Below are 16,460 nucleotides of genomic sequence, written 5' to 3'. Positions count from 1 at the left end.
ACGACCAGGCGGTTCGCTGTCGACAAATCAAATGGAAAAGCGCATCCGGACGGATTGCGGCTCGAAAATCCCACAGTGCTCCGCGCCATCATGTCGGCGGTTTGCAGAGCGCGCTTTTGCTTGAGCGCCCAGGGCTTTTGATTGAAGGGATCCGATGATTTTTTTTAAGATGGGTGGGTGAAGGGCGGCGGACGGCCTTGGTCACCTCGTCGTGGGCGACCTATGCTGGGACAGTCCAACTTCGACAGGCGACCCCTGATGATCCAGTGCAAACGCGCCTATGAAACAGCCAGCGCCGAGGATGGCGTACGGGTTCTGGTCGACCGCTTGTGGCCGCGCAATTGCCGCAAGGATGCGCTGGCGATTGCCGAGTGGCTGCCGGAGGTAGGGCCTTCCCATGAGTTGCGCAAGGCGTTCAAGGCGGGGGCGGTTTCGTTTGCCGAGTTCAGCGTGGCGTATCGGCGAGAGCTGGCGGCGCGGCCGGAGCATTGGTGGAAGTTGGTGGATGTGGCGCGGGGTGGGACGCTGACGTTGGTGTATGCGGCCAAGTCGACGGTTGAGAACAATGCGGTGGTGTTGGCGCAGTGGCTGGAGGATGAGGAGGAAAAGCGGGCGGAGGGGAGTTCGTCGGTTTGTTATTTATCTGAGTTTCCGGAGTTTTGAAATAGGCTTGCTGTAACCCGTGGCGAGGGAGCTTGCTCCCGCTCGGCTGCGCAGCAGTCGTAAAACCTTCCGACTGTTTTTTCCTGTAGTACCGAGTTTAATGGTTTGGGGCCGCTGCGCAGCCCAGCGGGAGCAAGCTCCCTCGCCACGGGTTATTGATTTGCCTAAGATCGGCGCAGAGAAATCACAAGGAAGACCACCGTAATGCAATCGCCATTTGATCCGTTGGTTCATATCGATTGGAAAACACCGGGCAGCGACTTGCTTGGACTGCTGCAGCATTACTATCCCGATATCGGAGTGTTTACCGGGCCGGGGTTCGAGCTGTTGTTGGATGAGCTGTCCAACGAGATGCCCGAGGTCTGCTTCGAAGCGCTGGCGGCGGTGTTGGCGGGTCAGGGTTATGACTTGTGGAACCTGGATGCCGGTGGCGATGATTATCGGCCGGTGATTGTCCCTTCCAATCAGCGCGAGGCGTTTGCCAGGCATTGGCAAAGCTCGCATGGGGAGCCAAGGTTCACGGCAACGTTGATCGCCCCCCCTGCGGTGAAAGCGCGCAAACCGGCCAAACCCAAGCGCGGCAAAGTGAGGTGGTTGCAGGACGTCCATGACTATCCCGGCGCCACCTACGTGCATGAGTACAACTACCGCAACGGTTGGGCCGCCATCACCGAGCAGGACGATGACCAGTGGTTGTGCTTTCTGATCGATTACAACCAATGGCCGCCCGCCGAGCAGGACATGCTCGAACACCGCACCGATGGCGTGGACGGCGCGGACTTGCAGCTCATCGATGCCGATGCCCAGCGCAGCCTGTGGAAACGTCGGGTCGTGCGCGGCGATTACAGCGCGGACGACCGCTATCAATACGAAATTCGTCAAGGCGATGAGATCGCGGCGTTCGGACCTGCCGGGGTGCAGTGGCCGGAATTCGAACCGCCCTGCGTGGTGGTGGGTTCAGAGATATTCGAACGGCAGCGCATCTACGAACCCGAGCATTTGACGCGGATCTGGCGGATCACGGCGGACAGCAGCGAGGTGATTTTCGAATACTCGGATGAGCTGACGATCCTGCCCATCGGCCCTCGCCGCTTGCTGTTCATGCAGCACAACGGCCCGAAGTGCTGGGTCTGGCATCAAGACCCGCCGCACCAGACGATCGTTGCCAAACGGATGCCCGCTGAGGCCTACAAGTTGCGGGCGGCAACCGCATACCTGGGGGGCGACGAGGTCCTGCTATTCAGCGAAGGCGGACGGCAGAACGCTGAGCATGCGGGTTATCAGGACACCGTGCTGCTGGCGTGGCGCTTCAATTTCATGACCGGCGCGAAGACCAAGGCGATGCTCGACGGTTTTGGCAGTGAACTGCGCCAGGACACGCGCCTACTCGTCACCCAGCCCAAACAGGTCATTACGTTGCGCACGTTTCATGGGCAGCTTCATGTGTCCCGGGGGCATGGGGATTGGTGGGTGTGGAATTACAGCAGCAATACGTTTGGCACACACAGCCTGGCCTGGTTCTGGAATCAGCGCAGCCATGAGGTGGTGAAGCTGTCTTCCAAGGATATTGCGCGGGTGAAGCCGGAGATTCGTTACTTGGCGGCGCAGGATCGGTATCTGGCGTTCGAGACGGAGTTTGTCGCGCGGTTGCCGGTGTTCAGTGAGATGGTTGAGGCCAAGGGGGGTGAGGTTTTGGTTTTTGAGTGAGGGGCTTCTGCCGCATTTCCTTCGACCGTACGCTATCACCGTGGCGAGGGAGCTTGCTCCCGCTCGGCTGCGCAGCAGTCGTAAAACCTGCTGATGCCGCTCTTCCTGGCACACCGTGGTGGATGGCTTTGGGGCTGCTACGCAGCCCAGCGGGAGCAAGCTCCCTCGCCACGGGGTTAGCGGTGTTTTTGAGGGCTCAAACCCGCAGCAATCCGCGAAACCCTCGCGCCGCGTAATACGACTGCACGCCATTGTGGTAAACGAACACCCGGCCATAACGAAAGTCACCGAAAATCGCCCCGCCGAGGGCGCGAAGCTCAGGGGGGGTTGCCAGCCAGCTGGAAGTCTTGGCATCGAATTCCCCCAGTTCCTGCAGCGCTCGGTACTGGTCTTCCGTCAACAGGGCGATGCCCATCGCTTCGGCCATTTCAACCGCGCTGCCCGTTGGCTTGTTCTCCTTGCGAGCGTCCAGGGCCGCGCGGTCGTAGCAGAGGCTTCTGCGACCGGTCGGGCTTTCTTTGGCGCAATCGCAGAAGGTGACAACGCCGGTCTTCGGGTCGAGACCGATCACGTCTGGCTCGCCGCCGGTGGCTTCCATGGCCTGAAGGGATTTCAGGACGTTAAGGCTGCCTTCCAACCTGGCCTGGACGTCGGCCCATGGGATACCTGGGTGGCGATGGGGGTTTTGTTCGAAGCGGGCTTTCAAAGTTTGGAGAAGGTTTTCCTGGTGTTGTTTTTTCATGGTTTTGGGTCCGTTGGTGGCCGGTTCCAAATCTTGGCAGTACCAGCGTAGCAACCCCATTGAGGCGTGAGGTCAGAAACCAATATCCATCTAGAAAGATCAAGAATTTTACACGCTATCAAAACATCTGATACCGTGCTGAAATCCTGATACGGAAGAATGACTATGCCCGCCCCCCACCAAGACCACGATCTCCCCGAAAGGCGTGATCTGATCGAGCTCAAAGTCTACGTAGAGAACGTGCTGGGCCTGAAGCTGCGCTTAAAACCGTGGGAGCACGTCAAGATCCTTCCGTATGCGTTGCGTGACCGCTACGAATTTTTCGTCACGGAAATCTTCGGGTCCGGCTGCCTCATTCTCAAGGAACGTCCACAGCGTGAAGCCAGCGTTGCGGATGTCGCCAAGCATATTCAGGCCATCCACAACTTTCAGGCATATAAAAAGCTGCCCGAGACCGGCGACTTGATGATTTTCGTCACAGACACGCTTCCGAGTTATGACCGCAAGCGGCTGGTGGAGAAAGGCGTCCAGTTCATCGTGCCGGGCAATCAGCTTTTCCTTCCGGCCTTTGGCATGGACTTGCGTGAGTATTACCGCCAGCGCCTGGAAAAACCTCAGGTCCTGAGCCCCGCCACCCAAGCCATGCTGATTCAATTCCTGATCAAGGGATGGCACCACCAGCTCCTGACCTCTCGCGCTACCTTCGAGAAGTCCTTTACCTACGCGAAAATGACCGTCAGCAGAGCAATCAAGGAACTGACCGACTTGGACATTGTTAAGCCTGGAAAGGAAATGGGTGAGGCCGCGATCCTGTTTCACTTGTCCCCCAAGCAGACTTGGGAGATGGCCAAGGAATCCATGCGCACGCCGGTCAAAAAAGCACTTTGGCTCAATGCAATTCCCCAGGTTTTTGACGACACCCCAATGTTGCTGGCCGGAGAAACGGCCCTGGCTGAAATGAGTCTTCTCGCCGGCCCAAAAGTCCCTTGCTTTGCAATGACCGCAGCGCAGTTCGAGCATGTCCGGGAGCTTGCTCAAACTGAAAAGAATGCAGCCTACGGGGAAGAATTCGGTGCTTGGGGCTCAACGTCGAAAACAGCCAAGTCGAAACTCGAGACCACCGCGCCCTACCTCGAAGTACCGCCAAACCACGCCGCATGCTGCATTCAGTTTTGGAGTTATGAACCACCACGCAGCAACATCGCCACGAGGACGGTAGACCCCTTTTCGCTCTATCTGAGCCTCAAGGATGACCATGACGAGCGCGTGCAAATGTGTCTCGATGAAATGATGGAGAACGTGAAATGGTAGTGGGTGTAGACCGGTTTCGAGAATATTTCAGGGACTTCCAGGACAGCTACGTTCTGATCGGCGGGGTGGCCGCTTCAATTGCCATGGAGGAACTGGGCGCAGAGTTTCGACTGACCAAGGATCTGGATATCGTCCTGGTCGTCGAGGCACTGGATCGTGCGTTCGTCGGGCAGTTCTGGAAGTTCATCAAGGACGGCGGCTATGCCATCCGCCAGAATGGTGACAGCAGTGGGGACTCGCCGGTTTTTTATCGTTTCCAGAATCCTGAGGACAAATCCTTTCCCGTTCAGGTCGAGCTGTTTTCCCGAGTGCCGGATGGCCTGGAGCATGAAGAAGCGGCCAGAATGACCAAGGTCCCCGTTGAGGAGCAAGCCGCCAGCCTGTCTGCGATCATTCTTGATGATGAGTACTACGCCTTTCTCCTGGCCGGCGTCGATCACACCCAGGAGATCAGCCACATCGGTGCTGATCGGCTCGTTCCCCTCAAGGCCCATGCGTGGCTGAACAAGAAGGCGCTACTTGAACAAGGCATTGCCGTGGACAGTCGCGATATCAAAAAGCACTTCAGGGATGTGATCGTACTGGCTGTCGGTCTGACTGAAGGAATGGCCCAGCTACCTGAACGATTGGCGCTCGATTTGAAGGCGTTTCTAAATCAAGTACCCGCTGAGCTCGCGTCAAATCCCCAAGCCTACAAAGGTGTGAACGGCGACCGTTTGATCAAGACCATTCAAGAAGCTTTCAGTCTCGCTTGAATCAGATTTTTCGCACGCTATCAGACATATTGATAGCGTGCAAAAAACCTGTTAGAAGCCATTAAATACTGACGTTAGCCCTTTATGGCACCTTGGCGGAGTCGCCGTATCTGCAATATGAAGGGTCTTGTTTAAATGAGGGGTCTTTCACACCTTGCTCCACGAGCATGGCTCTATACGTTGGCCAAGTTACGTTCGGATCCGACGGTTTCAAGTACCGTTCAGGTACCACCCGTGGCAGGTTCGCCTTTCGCTCTTTCGCATTGTCATTCCAGGGGCCACCCCCACCAAGGTTGACCCCTTGATAGACCAGAAACTCATCGAACTGTCCGACCTTACTTTCCTTCATGGCGAGAACCAGTAACCTGTCAGCTTGTTCGCGCTTGCAGCCTTGAGACCAATAAAGATAATCATGGATCAGAGCCGCACGGCTGTATTGGCCATGTTGCGAGAGCCCTAATGACCACAGCGTTTGCGGGATTGACGCATAGTCAGTGACGAAGCCCTTGGGCACGACAATGCGCTCCTTCGTACTCCCGATGACGTAAGGCATGTCCTCGAGCGTCATCCAAAACTTGTTGTCACCAAAGGCCCGAACGGCGGGTGAAGGAGGCGCTACACACCCAGCGACCATGCACGTTACAAGACCGACCAGAAGAACTCGCTTTTTGGGCATGGTGCTGACTCCAAACCTGATGAAACGCTGAACATCTACGTCAGAGGGCAAAACGCCATCTCGTGGATGGAAAGTAGACGCTCCTCCCCATCTGTGCACGTTCCGACTGAAATTAACGTGCGATACCCTGCCCTAGCGAACACTCTTGAGCAGTCCGTTGCGAACTCGTCTTCCTTGCCCTGTAAAGCATCAATGCCTTTGGTGACGCCAGCCGGTGCCGCGAATGAATCAACGGCAGGCTGTGTTGAGCCAGATGGTGGCATCATCGAAGTAATGGCGGGCTCGAACATCGCGAGCACGGCAATGCTCGATGCCTGCTTGAGCGCCAGGTCGATCATGGCTTCGTTCGGCTTGAGTGCGGGGATGGCAACCTCAGGTTTAACCAGATCGATGACCTCGCCAAACGCCGTGAGCTTCTGTGACAAATCAGTTCTGCGGGAAGGCGTGATCACCTCCCGGATCCCCCTTCTTCCACCGTTGTTCCTGAATGGGTAATAAGCACTCGGTGAGCCTGGGGCAGATTGCCAATGCTGAAGCGAATCTTGCCATCACCATGCGGCACGCGCTGACGCACCACTTCGCCAGGTATCCGGTAATAAAGGTATGGGTCGGTCATCCCTTCGGGACGCAGCACACTTGCAGGGCCAAGAATGATGATGAGTTCATCGTAGGTACCGGGATCACCGCAATCGACGGTTGTGCTGCGACCACCGCTATATTTGACTTGGACTTTCTTGTTGCCGATGTAACCATCGTAACCTTCTTGACGCTGGCTTTCAGCGAGCGCCATACCAAATGCTGACATAGCCAGGAACTCGGCGATGTCGCCGAGATACTTGTCCGAGCGCACGATGTTCTGGTTTTTCAGCTCGTCAACCGACGCATAAAATCGCCCGATTGCATTTGCCTGTTCTTCGGTAATTGGCATCTCTACGTCCTTGATTGGCAACTCTGCCTAACCAACCCACTGGAGATTCGGCCGGGCGCTTTATTCTGAAGTGCTTGTCGACCCTACGCTTGCTTAGGCACAACTACCGCATCAGGCAATATCACGACATCACTGCGCTGGGTGAGGATGCAGGCATGTGAATGTTCCGGCCATTCGCCCAATCGTTTGCCACTCAAACCACTGGGGCAAAGCAGCAGGACGTCACCAAGCGAGAAGAGCGGAAAGCCTTTCACAACCGGAAGATCCCGGCTCACCTCCACCTCTCCCCAGCTCGCCAGATCAAAGTCTTTGGCCTCGAAGTTCTTCAACAACCGATATTTGACCGGGTTCGTCTCGCGCACGCCCATCATCCCGGCGGCCTTGAACACTACGGTAGAACTTGCGCCCGGATACGTGGCGACAACGGCCAAGGTCACCAGCAACGCCGATCCGACCGACAATAGTCCCCGCGTAACGATGTGTTTTTTGCTCACAAAAAAGATCAGGGCCGGCAAGAACAAGAGGACCACCGCCACCATGGAAATGATCATCAGTGTCGTGATGGCTTCCGGGGTGTCTTTGCCGGTGTAGGACTTCAGCAAGATCAACATCGGGTAGACGGCAGCGAAAACGGCAACCATCAAAACGAAGTAGGCAAACAGGAACACGCCAGCCTGATGCCACCAAACCCCAAGCCCTTTCAGGTTATTGAAGAGGGACACCAATTCCAGGGCCATTCGGAATTTTTTCGATTTCAACGCCCCCCCCATGACAGCGCTCATGCCTAGAACAATCACGCAAGCGACAATGCGATGGTCAACCTTGGGGCCCTGAAACGCGAAGGTGACGATGATCAATGATCCAACCACCGCCGCCCAGAAAAAGAACCTGGCAACCGTCGGTCTGAGGTTCGGCGTTTGGTTGAACATAGACACGGCTAATGCGTAAAACATCGTGGTGACGCCCATCACCACCATGTAAAGAAACAGGACAAAGGCCACCATCCCCATCCACGGAAGCAATGCGGAGAGCTGTTTGTCGAACACCAAGGGTAAAAGGTCGATGCGGTTGATCGCCTTTGCATAGGTCATCAAGATCCCGAAGCTGACCACCGCACTGAGTAAGGCCCCCAAACTTCCTATCAGACCCCAGTGCTCGGCCATCAATTTGAGAGCCGCGTAGATATCCTGTTGGAATGAGACAGGTTTCTGTTTCCCTTCCGTTGTACCGACTCCTTGCTCCATTGCCCTATCCCTGTCATTCCAAATTAAACAATAACGAGAGACACTGATGGGTGCGCACTCTTTCAGAAAGACACTATCGACTTCATGTCGGTTAACTTTAACCAGCAGGATACCGACCACGGGTCGACAGGCGCGGTGAATTCTGCGATGACATTCCAGCACGGTTAGCTAAGGTGAAGTAACCCTTAGCGTCCATCACTGAGCACACGAGGCCTGTATGCGGAACTTCACGATCCAACGTATCGACCACATCGTCCTGCGCGTAAAAGACATCGAGCGCAGCCTCGCTTTCTACACGTCGGTGCTTGGTTGCGAGCTCAAGAAGCGCCGTGACGATCTTGGCATGATTCATCTGGGCACCGGTGTTTCGATGATTGACCTGGTAGCCGTCGACGGGCCTCTCGGTCGCCAGGGCGGGCCGGCGGCCGGGAAGCAAGGGCACAACGTCGATCACCTTTGCCTGCGTATCGAGCCGTTTGATGAACAAGCCCTCCTCGCGCATCTGGCTTCAGCTGGCCTGGAGGTTGGGAAAGCGCAGAAGCGCTATGGCGCGGAGGGTAAGGGTTGGTCGATTTACTGCTTCGATCCGGACGGCAACCAGATCGAGTTGAAGGGGCCGGCGTTGGAGCCTTGAGCAGCAACTGGCGAGCGTCCCACAGGGGGTTGGCGGTGGACACTGAGTTTGCCGATCAGGTCAGGAGGTGTTTGGAGATTACCTTGGATATTTCCACAATGCCGGTCTTGCCGGTGAATTCGAATTTCACTTTGCCCAGGGATGAAAAGTAGATCTCCAGTTCAGAGTCCAGGTCGAAGGTGCCGGAGGTTTCGACCGAGTAGGCGACGATGTTTTTGTAGGGCAAGGAAGTGAAATCTTTTTTGCTGCCGGTGATGCCTTGCACGTTCACCGCGATGATGCGTTTGTTGGTGAAGACCACACCGTCGCGCATCGATTTGTAAGCGTCGATAACCTGTTCACCGTCCAGCAGCAGGGCCGTGACGCGCTCAGCATATTCGTCGTTTTGCTTGAGCTTGAAGAAGCCTTTGTTGTTGAAGTCGATCATCGATAAATCCTTGTCGAGAAGAAAATGGTGTTGCCTACAGCCCAGCGGCAGGTGATAGACACAATAGTGGCACTTCAGTAGCATCCGCCAACTTTATCGATCCTTCAAGGATGACTATGCTCGCCCTGCCTCGCTGTCCCGCCCCGTTGTTAGCATTGTCCGCGTTGTTCGTATTGCTCGGCGGTTGCAGCGTCAACGGCAGTTACCCCGATGCCATCGAACCGGACGCCGCCAAGTTGCGGTTCGTCGCCAATACCAGCAACGCCACGCTGGATTATTTCGACGCAGCCCATTGCGACGGGCAAACCACTGGCATTCTCAACAATATGCTGCTGAGCGATACCGCGCGGCGGGTGGGGATGAGCGTTCCGGCGCCCAAGGATGCCAGGGGTTATTTGGAGGTCAAGCTCAAGCCCGGTGAGCAGATTCACCTGCGCACCAACATGAACAGCGGTTATGCCGTGTGCGGCAAGGGCTTCAACTTTACGCCCGAGGCCAATGCCGAATACGAGGTGACGTTCAAGTCCGAGAAGAACTTCTGCCTGACTCAGTTGCAACGCTTGCAACGGGTCGACGGCAAGGACGTGCGCACACCGATCCCGATCCTGAAAAAAGACTTTCCCGCCTGCGCCGGCCGCAATGCGCTGTTCCCCAAGACCTACCCGGACACGCCCCATCGCCTGGAGCTGATGAGCCGGGTCATCGATAAAAGCCTGGTCGTCACGGTGAAGACCGATCCGGCCAAGGAAAAAGTCGAGAGTTATTCGCCAGAGAAGCTGGACACCCTGATCAGCGAACGCAAGGCCAAGCTCGGCTTCGACCTGCCGGTTGACTACTGGACGCTGTACCGGGAAAACCTGAAGACGTTTGGCGATGATATGGCGCAGAACAAGGCGCACTCGATGGAACGCTTCAAGGACGAATACCAGACGCGTCTGCGGCAGTTGAAGGATGAGCAGTTGGAGCAGTGGGCATCGCCGAAAACCGCCAATGCCAAGCCGGAGAAAGCCGAGATCGACCTGGACGTCGCGATGATGGTGGAGTACTTCCGGATCGGGAATGGGGTGACGGTCGAAGCTGTAGGTCATCACCTGGAGAGGATGGCGCAGATGGATGAGCGTTACGGGGTATGTGCGCGGTTTGCGGAGTGCTGGAAGCGCAACTAGCAAGCGAATGGGCCACCGTCATCGCGAGCAGGCTCGCTCCCACAGGGTTCTGCGGTGGGAGGTTATTGCGCCGTCGACTCGACCACACCCTGGACCCGCTGCTGCATGTTGATCAAATGCAACCGCATCGACGCCCGCGCCGCGTCCCCATCATGCCGTGCCAACGCCGCGTAGACCTGCTCCCGCTCACGCACCACCAACGCCCGGTTTTCCCCCGTCACCGCCGGCCCGGCCTGTTGCACGACCGTGATCAACGTATTGCCCACATGGGCCATGGCGTCGATGAAAAAGCTGTTGCCGGTGCACTGGGCGATCTGCAAATGAAATTCGAAATCGACCCGGGCGTTTTCGTCATCCGTTGGGTCAACAGCATTCGCCGCGTCGAGCGCTTCACGCATCGCCTGCAACTGCTCCGGCGTGGCGCGTTGGGCGGCAATGCCGGCGGCTTCCACCTCCAGGCTCAGGCGCAGTTCGATCACAGCCAGCGCATCGTAGGCGCCACCCTTGACGTGTTTGCTGCCCTGGAAATCACCGGGGCGGGCGGTGTCCACTACGAAGGTACCGATGCCGTGACGGGTTTCCACCAAGCCTTCGGCCTGGAGTCGCGACATGGCTTCGCGCACGACTGTCCGGCTGACGCCGCGCTCCTTGATGATGACTTGTTCGGTGGGTAACTTGCTGCCCGCAGGCAGTTCGCCGGCCAGTATCTGCTGCGTCAGGTCGACCACCAGTTGCTGGGTCATGCTCAGGCGTCGATCGGGTGTGACACGGTCCATTGCACCTATCCATTAAAGCCAGACGATCGCGGCATTATAGCCGCGACCTTGCGCCAAAACTCACTATAATGCCCGCTGATCACACTAGAGCACGCCGATGACGGATCAAGCGTTATCTCCACTGAACAAGCCACGCCGCCTCGCCGAAACCCTGGTCGACCGTTTTGCCCAGCGCATGCGCGACGGCGTCCTCAAGTGCGGGGAAAAGCTCCCCACCGAAGTGCATATCATGGAGGCCGAAGGCGTCAGTCGTTCGGTGGTGCGTGAAGCGCTGTCGCGCTTGCAGGCGGCGGGGCTGGTGGAAACGCGCCATGGCGTCGGCACTTTTGTCCTCGACATGCCGGCACCGGAGGGCTTCACCTTGGGGCCGGCGACGATTGCCACGTTGTCGGATGTGCTCAACCTGTTGGAGTTTCGCCTGAGCCTGGAAGTCCAGGCTGCGGGCATGGCGGCGCAACGCGCGACCCCCGAAGCCCTGGCCGAGCTGGCCCAGGCGCTGGAGGCATTGCTGCAGGGGCCGGAAAAATCCGGTACCACCATCAATGCCGATTTTCAGTTCCATCTGAAAATCGCCAAGGCCGCCGGCAATTACTACCTGATCGACATCATGAAGCACCTGGGCACGAAGCTGATCCCGCGTACGCGCATGAACTCCGCCTATTCCGGACAAAGTGACCGCAGTGCTTACCTGCAAGGAATCAATGCCGAACACCAGCAGATCTTCGACGCCATCGCCAGCGGCAATGTCGACGCGGCGCGGGCGGCCATGTACCTGCACTTGAGCAACAGCCGCATGCGCCTGTGTGAAACGCAACAACGTCAGGCGTTCTACAACGAATAAGCGCCCATAGGCCCCTGTGGCGAGGGAGCTTGCTCCCGCTTGGGCGCGAAGCGCCCACAAAGAAGGACTGCTGCGCAGCCCAGCGGGAGCAAGCTCCCTCGCCACAGGTTCATCTATTCCTTAAATTAGCAGTGCTGCCTGTAGGGCCCGCTCTGCAACTCAGAAAAAGTTGTATTGAATACCGACCCGCAGGCGCAGTTGACGATCGTTGTCGACGGAGTTGACTTTGATATCCCCCACTTCAAAAAACGGCGCCCAGCGCTTATCCCACTTGTACTTGACCACGGCATTCTGCTCATAGTCGTCGGTGCCGCCGTTATAACGGATGTAGTTGGCATCGAAGTACGTCAGTTGATATTCATACGCCCACGGCCCCTGATTCGCGTAGTTGATGTACACGTCGTAGCGATGGATCTTCTGGTCGTCCTGGCCGTTGTCCGGCACGTCACGGTCGATCTGGTCGCGGTCGAGCTTGGAGGAATCGTAACGGTAGCGTCCGGCGATGCTCAGCTCCTTGGTGATCTTGTAGCCCAGGCGCATGCCCATCTTGTAGGTGGTGGATTCCTCATCGCTTTCCATGGCGAACGAGGGCGTCAATGTCCAGCGATCATTGATCTTGTGCTGGTAGTTGACGGTGAATTCATGGCCGCTGCCGACGGTGTTGTCGAAGGCGACGTCTTCGCGATCACCGGCGGTCTTGTATTTGAGTTCACCTTCCAGCCCCACGCCGTTGTCCAGGCGCATGCCGAACTTGGCGCGGTCGGCGTGCATGCGGGTCTGTTCCGCATACTGGTGGCGTACGTTGATATAACCGGTGTCGGCCACGGCAACAAGGGAAGTGAACAAGGAAGCGAGGGACAGCACGACGAGTGTCTTTTTCATGTTTTTTATTCTTGTTAGTTGAATGATTTAGTTGGGTTGAACGCCAAATCACAGGCGAGCGCGTGCGCGGCATTGAAACCTGCGGTTCAACGTCTTCTTCGGGTTAAAACACGTGCAACGAAACAGTTACCTCAGACAGCGATCGGTATTCGCTGTATGTCGCGGCTGGCTTGCACCAGCAAACGGGTGTACGCATGGGTGGCGCCATCGCTCGCCAGCAGATGACTGTCGAGCGTCTCCACCACCCGGCCCTGCTGCATCACCGCCAGCCGATCACACAGATGCGCCACCACCGCCAGATCGTGGGTGACCATCAGGTAGGTCAGCCCTTCCTGGCGGCGCAAGTCGGCCAGCAGGTTGAGGATTTCCGCCTGCACCGAGACGTCCAGCGCCGAGGTCGGCTCGTCCAGCAACAGCACCCGAGGACGCAGGATCAGCGCCCGGGCAATCGCCACGCGTTGGCGCTGGCCGCCGGACAACTGGTGCGGATAACGGAAGCGGAAGCTGTCGTTCAAGCCGACCTTGCGCAGGATCTCGCTGACCTTCTGGGCACGCCCGTCGATGCCATGGATGCGCAGCGGTTCTTGCAGCGCAGCATCGATGGTGTAGCGCGGATGCAACGAGGCATACGGATCCTGGAACACCATCTGCACCGTGCGGTAATGGTTCAGCGGCAGCTTTCGCGTCACGGCTTGCCCGGCGACCCGCAGTTGTCCGCTCCAATGCTGATACTGCCCGGCCAGGCAGCGCAGCACGGTGGTCTTGCCCGAACCGGACTCCCCCACCAGGCCGAATGCCTCGCCTTCGGCCACGCGCAAATCGACGTCATGCAGTACCGCGTTCAGTGCCGCGCCGGTGCCAAAACTGAGGTTCAGGCCGGCGATTTCAATCATGCTCATGACAGGCTCCTCAAGCATTCAACCAGTGGGGGTCACGCTGCAACACCGGTAGCGTGGCGCGCGGATGGTCCAGGCTCGGCAGTGCGGCCAACAGGCCTTGGGTGTAGGGATGGGTGGCGTGATCCAGGTCGGCGGCGGCAATCGACTCGACCACGCGCCCGGCGTACATCACCAGCACACGATCACAGAAATGCCGCACCAGGTTCAGGTCGTGGCTGATGAAAATCAGCCCCAGGTCACGCTCGCTGACCAGCTCTTCCAGCACGTTGAGCACCTGTCGGCGCACCGACACGTCCAGCGCCGAAGTGGGTTCGTCGGCGATGATCACCTGGGGATCGGTGATTACCATCATGGCGATCATGATCCGCTGGCCCATGCCGCCCGAGACCTCGTGCGGATATAGGTCATAGACCCGCCGAGGATCGCGAATGTGCACCTTGGCGAGCATGTCCAGGGCACGTTCGCGGGCTTCGCGATGGGGCACCTTGTGATGGGCCAGGTAGGCCTCGGCGATTTGTTCGCCGACCCGCACCACCGGGTTCAGCGAGTACTTGGGGTCTTGCATGATCATCGACATGCGCGCGCCGCGAATCGCCTGGATCTGCTTTTCGCTGGCGGCCAACAGGTCGATATCGGCGAAGCGCAAGGTCTTGGCGGTGACCCGCGCCGTCGGTGGATGCAGGCGTAAAAGGCTGCGGCCGACGGTGGATTTGCCCGAGCCGGACTCGCCGACAATGGCGAGTTTTTCCCGCCCCAGGGTGAACGACACATCACGCACTGCCTGCGAGGTTTTGCCGGCGTTGCGAAACTCAACGCACAAGTCCTGTACCGCAAGTTTTATCTCAGTCATGGCCGTTCCTCAGGATTGGCTGCGGGGGTCGAGGACGTCGCGCAAACCGTCGCCCAACAGGTTGAAGGCCAGGCTGACCAGCATGATCGCCGCACCCGGCGCCGCCACCAGCCACCAGCTTTCGAGCATGTAGCGCCGCCCGGTGGAGATCATCGCGCCCCACTCCGGCAACGGTGCCTGGGCGCCGAGGCCGAGAAAGCCCAGGGCGGCGGCGGTGAGGATGATGCTCGCCATGTTCATGGTCAGGCGGATGATCACCGACGACAGGCACATCGGGATGATGTGGCGCAGGATGATCCGGGTGCTCGACGCGCCTTGAAGCTGCACCGCGACAACGAAGTCGGCGTTGCGCAATGGCAGAGTTTCGGCGCGGGCGAGCCGGGCAATCGGCGGCCAGGCGGTGAGTGCGATGGCGATCACCGCGTGCTCCAGCCCCGGGCCGAGAGCGGCGATGAAGGCCAGCGCCAGGACCAGGCTGGGGAACGAGATGAAGATGTCGGTGATGCGCATGAACAGGCTGTCGACCCAACCGCCGAAGTAGCCGGACACCGTCCCGACCAGCAGGCCAATGGGGCCGACGATCACCGTCACCAGCAAGACGATGTACAGGGTGATGCGCGAGCCATACACCAGCCGCGCGAAGACATCGCGACCGTATTCGTCAGTACCGAACCAGTGCGCGCCGCTGGGTGCCTGCAAGGCTCCGGCGAGGTTCTGCAGCAGCGGATCGTGGCCGGCGATCCAGGGCGCGAAGACCGCGACTAGCATCAAGGTCGCAACGACGATCAGGCCAGCGAAGGTCATCGGGTTGCGCAGCAAAAAACGCAACAGGCGCAAGGTGCTGGCGACCATCGCCGCCGTACTGGACGCCGGCAACGTGGCGCTGCCAGGGGCGCTGGAAGCAAGGGGCAGGTTCATTAGCGAGTCCTCGGGTCGAAGATCTTGTACAGCGCATCGCTGATCAGGTTCAGCGTCACGAAGATGAGGCCGATCAGCAGCACGCAAGCCATCACCGCGTTCATGTCACCGAGCAGCAAACTGCTGGTCAGGTACTGGCCGAAGCCCGGCCAGGCGAACACGGTTTCGATCAGCACCGCGCCTTCCAGCAGGCCGCCGTAGGCCAGCGCGACGATGGTCAACAGCTGCACGCGGATGTTGCCGAAGGCATGGCCCCAGACGATGCGGCGCTGGGACAAGCCCTTGACCCGGGCGGTGATGATGTACTCCTGGGACAGTTGCTCGAGCATGAAACTGCGGGTCATGCGGCTGATGTAGGCGACCGAGTTGAAGCTGAGGATCACCGCCGGCAACAGGATGTGTCGCAGTGCGCTGCGAAAGGCCTCCCACTCGCCAGACCAGGCGGTGTCGATCAACAGCAACCCTGTGTGTTTCGGGATCAGCCCGTCGTAGGCCAGACCGATGCGTCCGACGCCGCCGGCCCAACCCAGCCAGGCGTAGAACACCAGGAAGGCCATCATGCCGATCCAGAAAATCGGCGTGGAGTAACCGAACAGCGTGATCAGCCGCGCGACATGGTCACCGGCACGGCCCTGATGCGTCGCCGCGTAGACGCCCAACGGTAGGCCCGCCAACACGCCGAACAAAATGGCGAGGGTGGCCAGTTCCAAGGTGGCCGGGAAGACCCGGGCGATGTCAGTGATGACCGGGTTGCCGGTCAGCAAGGCCATGCCGAAGTCACCGTGCAGCAGGTCGCCGAGGTAGATCGCGAACTGGGTCCACAACGGTTTGTCCAGGCCCAGTTCTTTGTACACCTGGGCGTAGGCCGAGGCGTCGGCGTCCGGGCCGACGATGGCCAGCACCGGGTCCAGGGGCATCACCCGTCCGATGAAAAAGGTCAGCAGCAGCAACCCCAGCAGCGTCACCGCCACCGAGCCGCCGCGCCGGGTCGCCGAAGCGGCCCGGGTGGTCCAGATTGAAAAGGATGCAGTCGACATGTTC

General features: G+C 58.6%; 19 protein-coding genes. 7 read left to right on the top strand and 12 right to left on the bottom strand.

Annotated features, from left to right (window positions below; translation table 11 throughout):
- The first annotated feature begins 258 nt into the window (after positions 1-258).
- Complete coding sequence (locus AD659_RS04010; RefSeq protein WP_053118575.1) at positions 259-663, top strand: DUF488 domain-containing protein; 405 nt, start codon at positions 259-261, stop codon at positions 661-663.
- A gap of 204 nt (positions 664-867) precedes the next feature.
- Entirely contained in the window at positions 868-2,370 is a 1,503-nt protein-coding gene (locus tag AD659_RS04005) for a DUF6630 family protein (RefSeq protein ID WP_053118573.1), read from the top strand.
- Between the two features lie 196 nt (positions 2,371-2,566).
- On the opposite strand, the gene AD659_RS04000 is transcribed toward AD659_RS04005, so the two are convergent.
- Entirely contained in the window at positions 2,567-3,112 is a 546-nt protein-coding gene (locus AD659_RS04000; protein WP_053118767.1) for a DUF4256 domain-containing protein, read from the bottom strand.
- 165 nt (positions 3,113-3,277) lie between these two features.
- Between AD659_RS04000 and AD659_RS03995 the strand changes: the two genes are divergently transcribed.
- Positions 3,278-4,423 (top strand): hypothetical protein, encoded by a 1,146-nt coding sequence (locus AD659_RS03995; protein ID WP_053118571.1) that lies wholly within the window; start codon positions 3,278-3,280, stop codon positions 4,421-4,423.
- A complete protein-coding gene (locus tag AD659_RS03990; RefSeq protein WP_053118569.1) occupies positions 4,417-5,178 on the top strand; it encodes a hypothetical protein in 762 nt (253 codons plus the stop codon). Before AD659_RS03995 ends, AD659_RS03990 begins: the two co-directional genes overlap by 7 nt.
- Positions 5,179-5,260: 82 nt before the next feature.
- Here the strand turns inward: AD659_RS03990 and AD659_RS03985 are convergent, their stop codons facing one another.
- The 4 genes from AD659_RS03985 to AD659_RS03970 form a co-directional block, all read right to left on the bottom strand.
- Positions 5,261-5,854 (bottom strand): DUF1353 domain-containing protein, encoded by a 594-nt coding sequence (locus tag AD659_RS03985; protein WP_053118566.1) that lies wholly within the window; start codon positions 5,852-5,854, stop codon positions 5,261-5,263.
- 35 nt (positions 5,855-5,889) lie between these two features.
- Positions 5,890-6,306, bottom strand: coding sequence for a hypothetical protein (locus tag AD659_RS30620; protein WP_053118564.1), 417 nt, complete (start codon positions 6,304-6,306; stop codon positions 5,890-5,892).
- Positions 6,303-6,782, bottom strand: coding sequence for a DUF6998 domain-containing protein (locus tag AD659_RS03975; RefSeq protein ID WP_053118562.1), 480 nt, complete (start codon positions 6,780-6,782; stop codon positions 6,303-6,305). The genes AD659_RS30620 and AD659_RS03975 overlap by 4 nt, the downstream gene beginning before the upstream one ends.
- 83 nt (positions 6,783-6,865) lie before the next feature.
- Positions 6,866-8,026: a hypothetical protein gene (locus AD659_RS03970; RefSeq protein WP_053118560.1), complete on the bottom strand. Its 1,161-nt coding sequence runs from the start codon at positions 8,024-8,026 to the stop codon at positions 6,866-6,868.
- Positions 8,027-8,243: 217 nt separating this feature from the next.
- Here AD659_RS03970 and AD659_RS03965 point away from each other — a divergent pair, with 217 nt between their 5' ends.
- On the top strand, positions 8,244-8,660 hold the full coding sequence (locus AD659_RS03965; protein ID WP_053118558.1) for a VOC family protein: 417 nt from the start codon (positions 8,244-8,246) through the stop codon (positions 8,658-8,660).
- 55 nt (positions 8,661-8,715) lie between these two features.
- Here AD659_RS03965 and AD659_RS03960 read toward each other — a convergent pair whose 3' ends face one another.
- Positions 8,716-9,087 carry a PH domain-containing protein gene (locus AD659_RS03960; RefSeq protein ID WP_013692294.1) on the bottom strand — a complete coding sequence of 124 codons (372 nt, stop codon included), beginning with the start codon at positions 9,085-9,087 and terminating at the stop codon, positions 8,716-8,718.
- 116 nt (positions 9,088-9,203) lie between these two features.
- Between AD659_RS03960 and AD659_RS03955 the strand changes: the two genes are divergently transcribed.
- On the top strand, positions 9,204-10,253 hold the full coding sequence (locus tag AD659_RS03955) for a hypothetical protein (protein ID WP_053118556.1): 1,050 nt from the start codon (positions 9,204-9,206) through the stop codon (positions 10,251-10,253).
- Between the two features lie 62 nt (positions 10,254-10,315).
- On the opposite strand, the gene AD659_RS03950 is transcribed toward AD659_RS03955, so the two are convergent.
- A complete protein-coding gene (locus AD659_RS03950; protein WP_053118554.1) occupies positions 10,316-11,029 on the bottom strand; it encodes a FadR/GntR family transcriptional regulator in 714 nt (237 codons plus the stop codon).
- Positions 11,030-11,126: 97 nt separating this feature from the next.
- Here AD659_RS03950 and AD659_RS03945 point away from each other — a divergent pair, with 97 nt between their 5' ends.
- Positions 11,127-11,870: a FadR/GntR family transcriptional regulator gene (locus tag AD659_RS03945; RefSeq protein WP_053118552.1), complete on the top strand. Its 744-nt coding sequence runs from the start codon at positions 11,127-11,129 to the stop codon at positions 11,868-11,870.
- A 159-nt stretch (positions 11,871-12,029) separates the two neighbouring features.
- On the opposite strand, the gene AD659_RS03940 is transcribed toward AD659_RS03945, so the two are convergent.
- The 5 genes from AD659_RS03940 to AD659_RS03920 form a co-directional block, all read right to left on the bottom strand.
- Entirely contained in the window at positions 12,030-12,752 is a 723-nt protein-coding gene (locus tag AD659_RS03940; RefSeq protein WP_053118550.1) for an oligogalacturonate-specific porin KdgM family protein, read from the bottom strand.
- A 131-nt stretch (positions 12,753-12,883) separates the two neighbouring features.
- Positions 12,884-13,651 (bottom strand): ABC transporter ATP-binding protein, encoded by a 768-nt coding sequence (locus tag AD659_RS03935; protein WP_053118547.1) that lies wholly within the window; start codon positions 13,649-13,651, stop codon positions 12,884-12,886.
- Between the two features lie 10 nt (positions 13,652-13,661).
- The gene (locus tag AD659_RS03930; protein ID WP_053118545.1) at positions 13,662-14,501 is read right to left on the bottom strand and encodes an ABC transporter ATP-binding protein; all 840 of its coding nucleotides are present in this window, start codon (positions 14,499-14,501) and stop codon (positions 13,662-13,664) included.
- A 9-nt stretch (positions 14,502-14,510) separates the two neighbouring features.
- On the bottom strand, positions 14,511-15,419 hold the full coding sequence (locus AD659_RS03925; protein ID WP_053118543.1) for an ABC transporter permease: 909 nt from the start codon (positions 15,417-15,419) through the stop codon (positions 14,511-14,513).
- Positions 15,419-16,456: an ABC transporter permease gene (locus AD659_RS03920; RefSeq protein ID WP_018614070.1), complete on the bottom strand. Its 1,038-nt coding sequence runs from the start codon at positions 16,454-16,456 to the stop codon at positions 15,419-15,421. The genes AD659_RS03925 and AD659_RS03920 overlap by 1 nt, the downstream gene beginning before the upstream one ends.
- Positions 16,457-16,460 lie beyond the last annotated feature (4 nt).

Source organism: Pseudomonas thivervalensis (genome assembly GCF_001269655.1).
Lineage (GTDB): Bacteria > Pseudomonadota > Gammaproteobacteria > Pseudomonadales > Pseudomonadaceae > Aquipseudomonas > Aquipseudomonas thivervalensis.
This window is presented reverse-complemented; position numbering and strand designations above follow the sequence as displayed.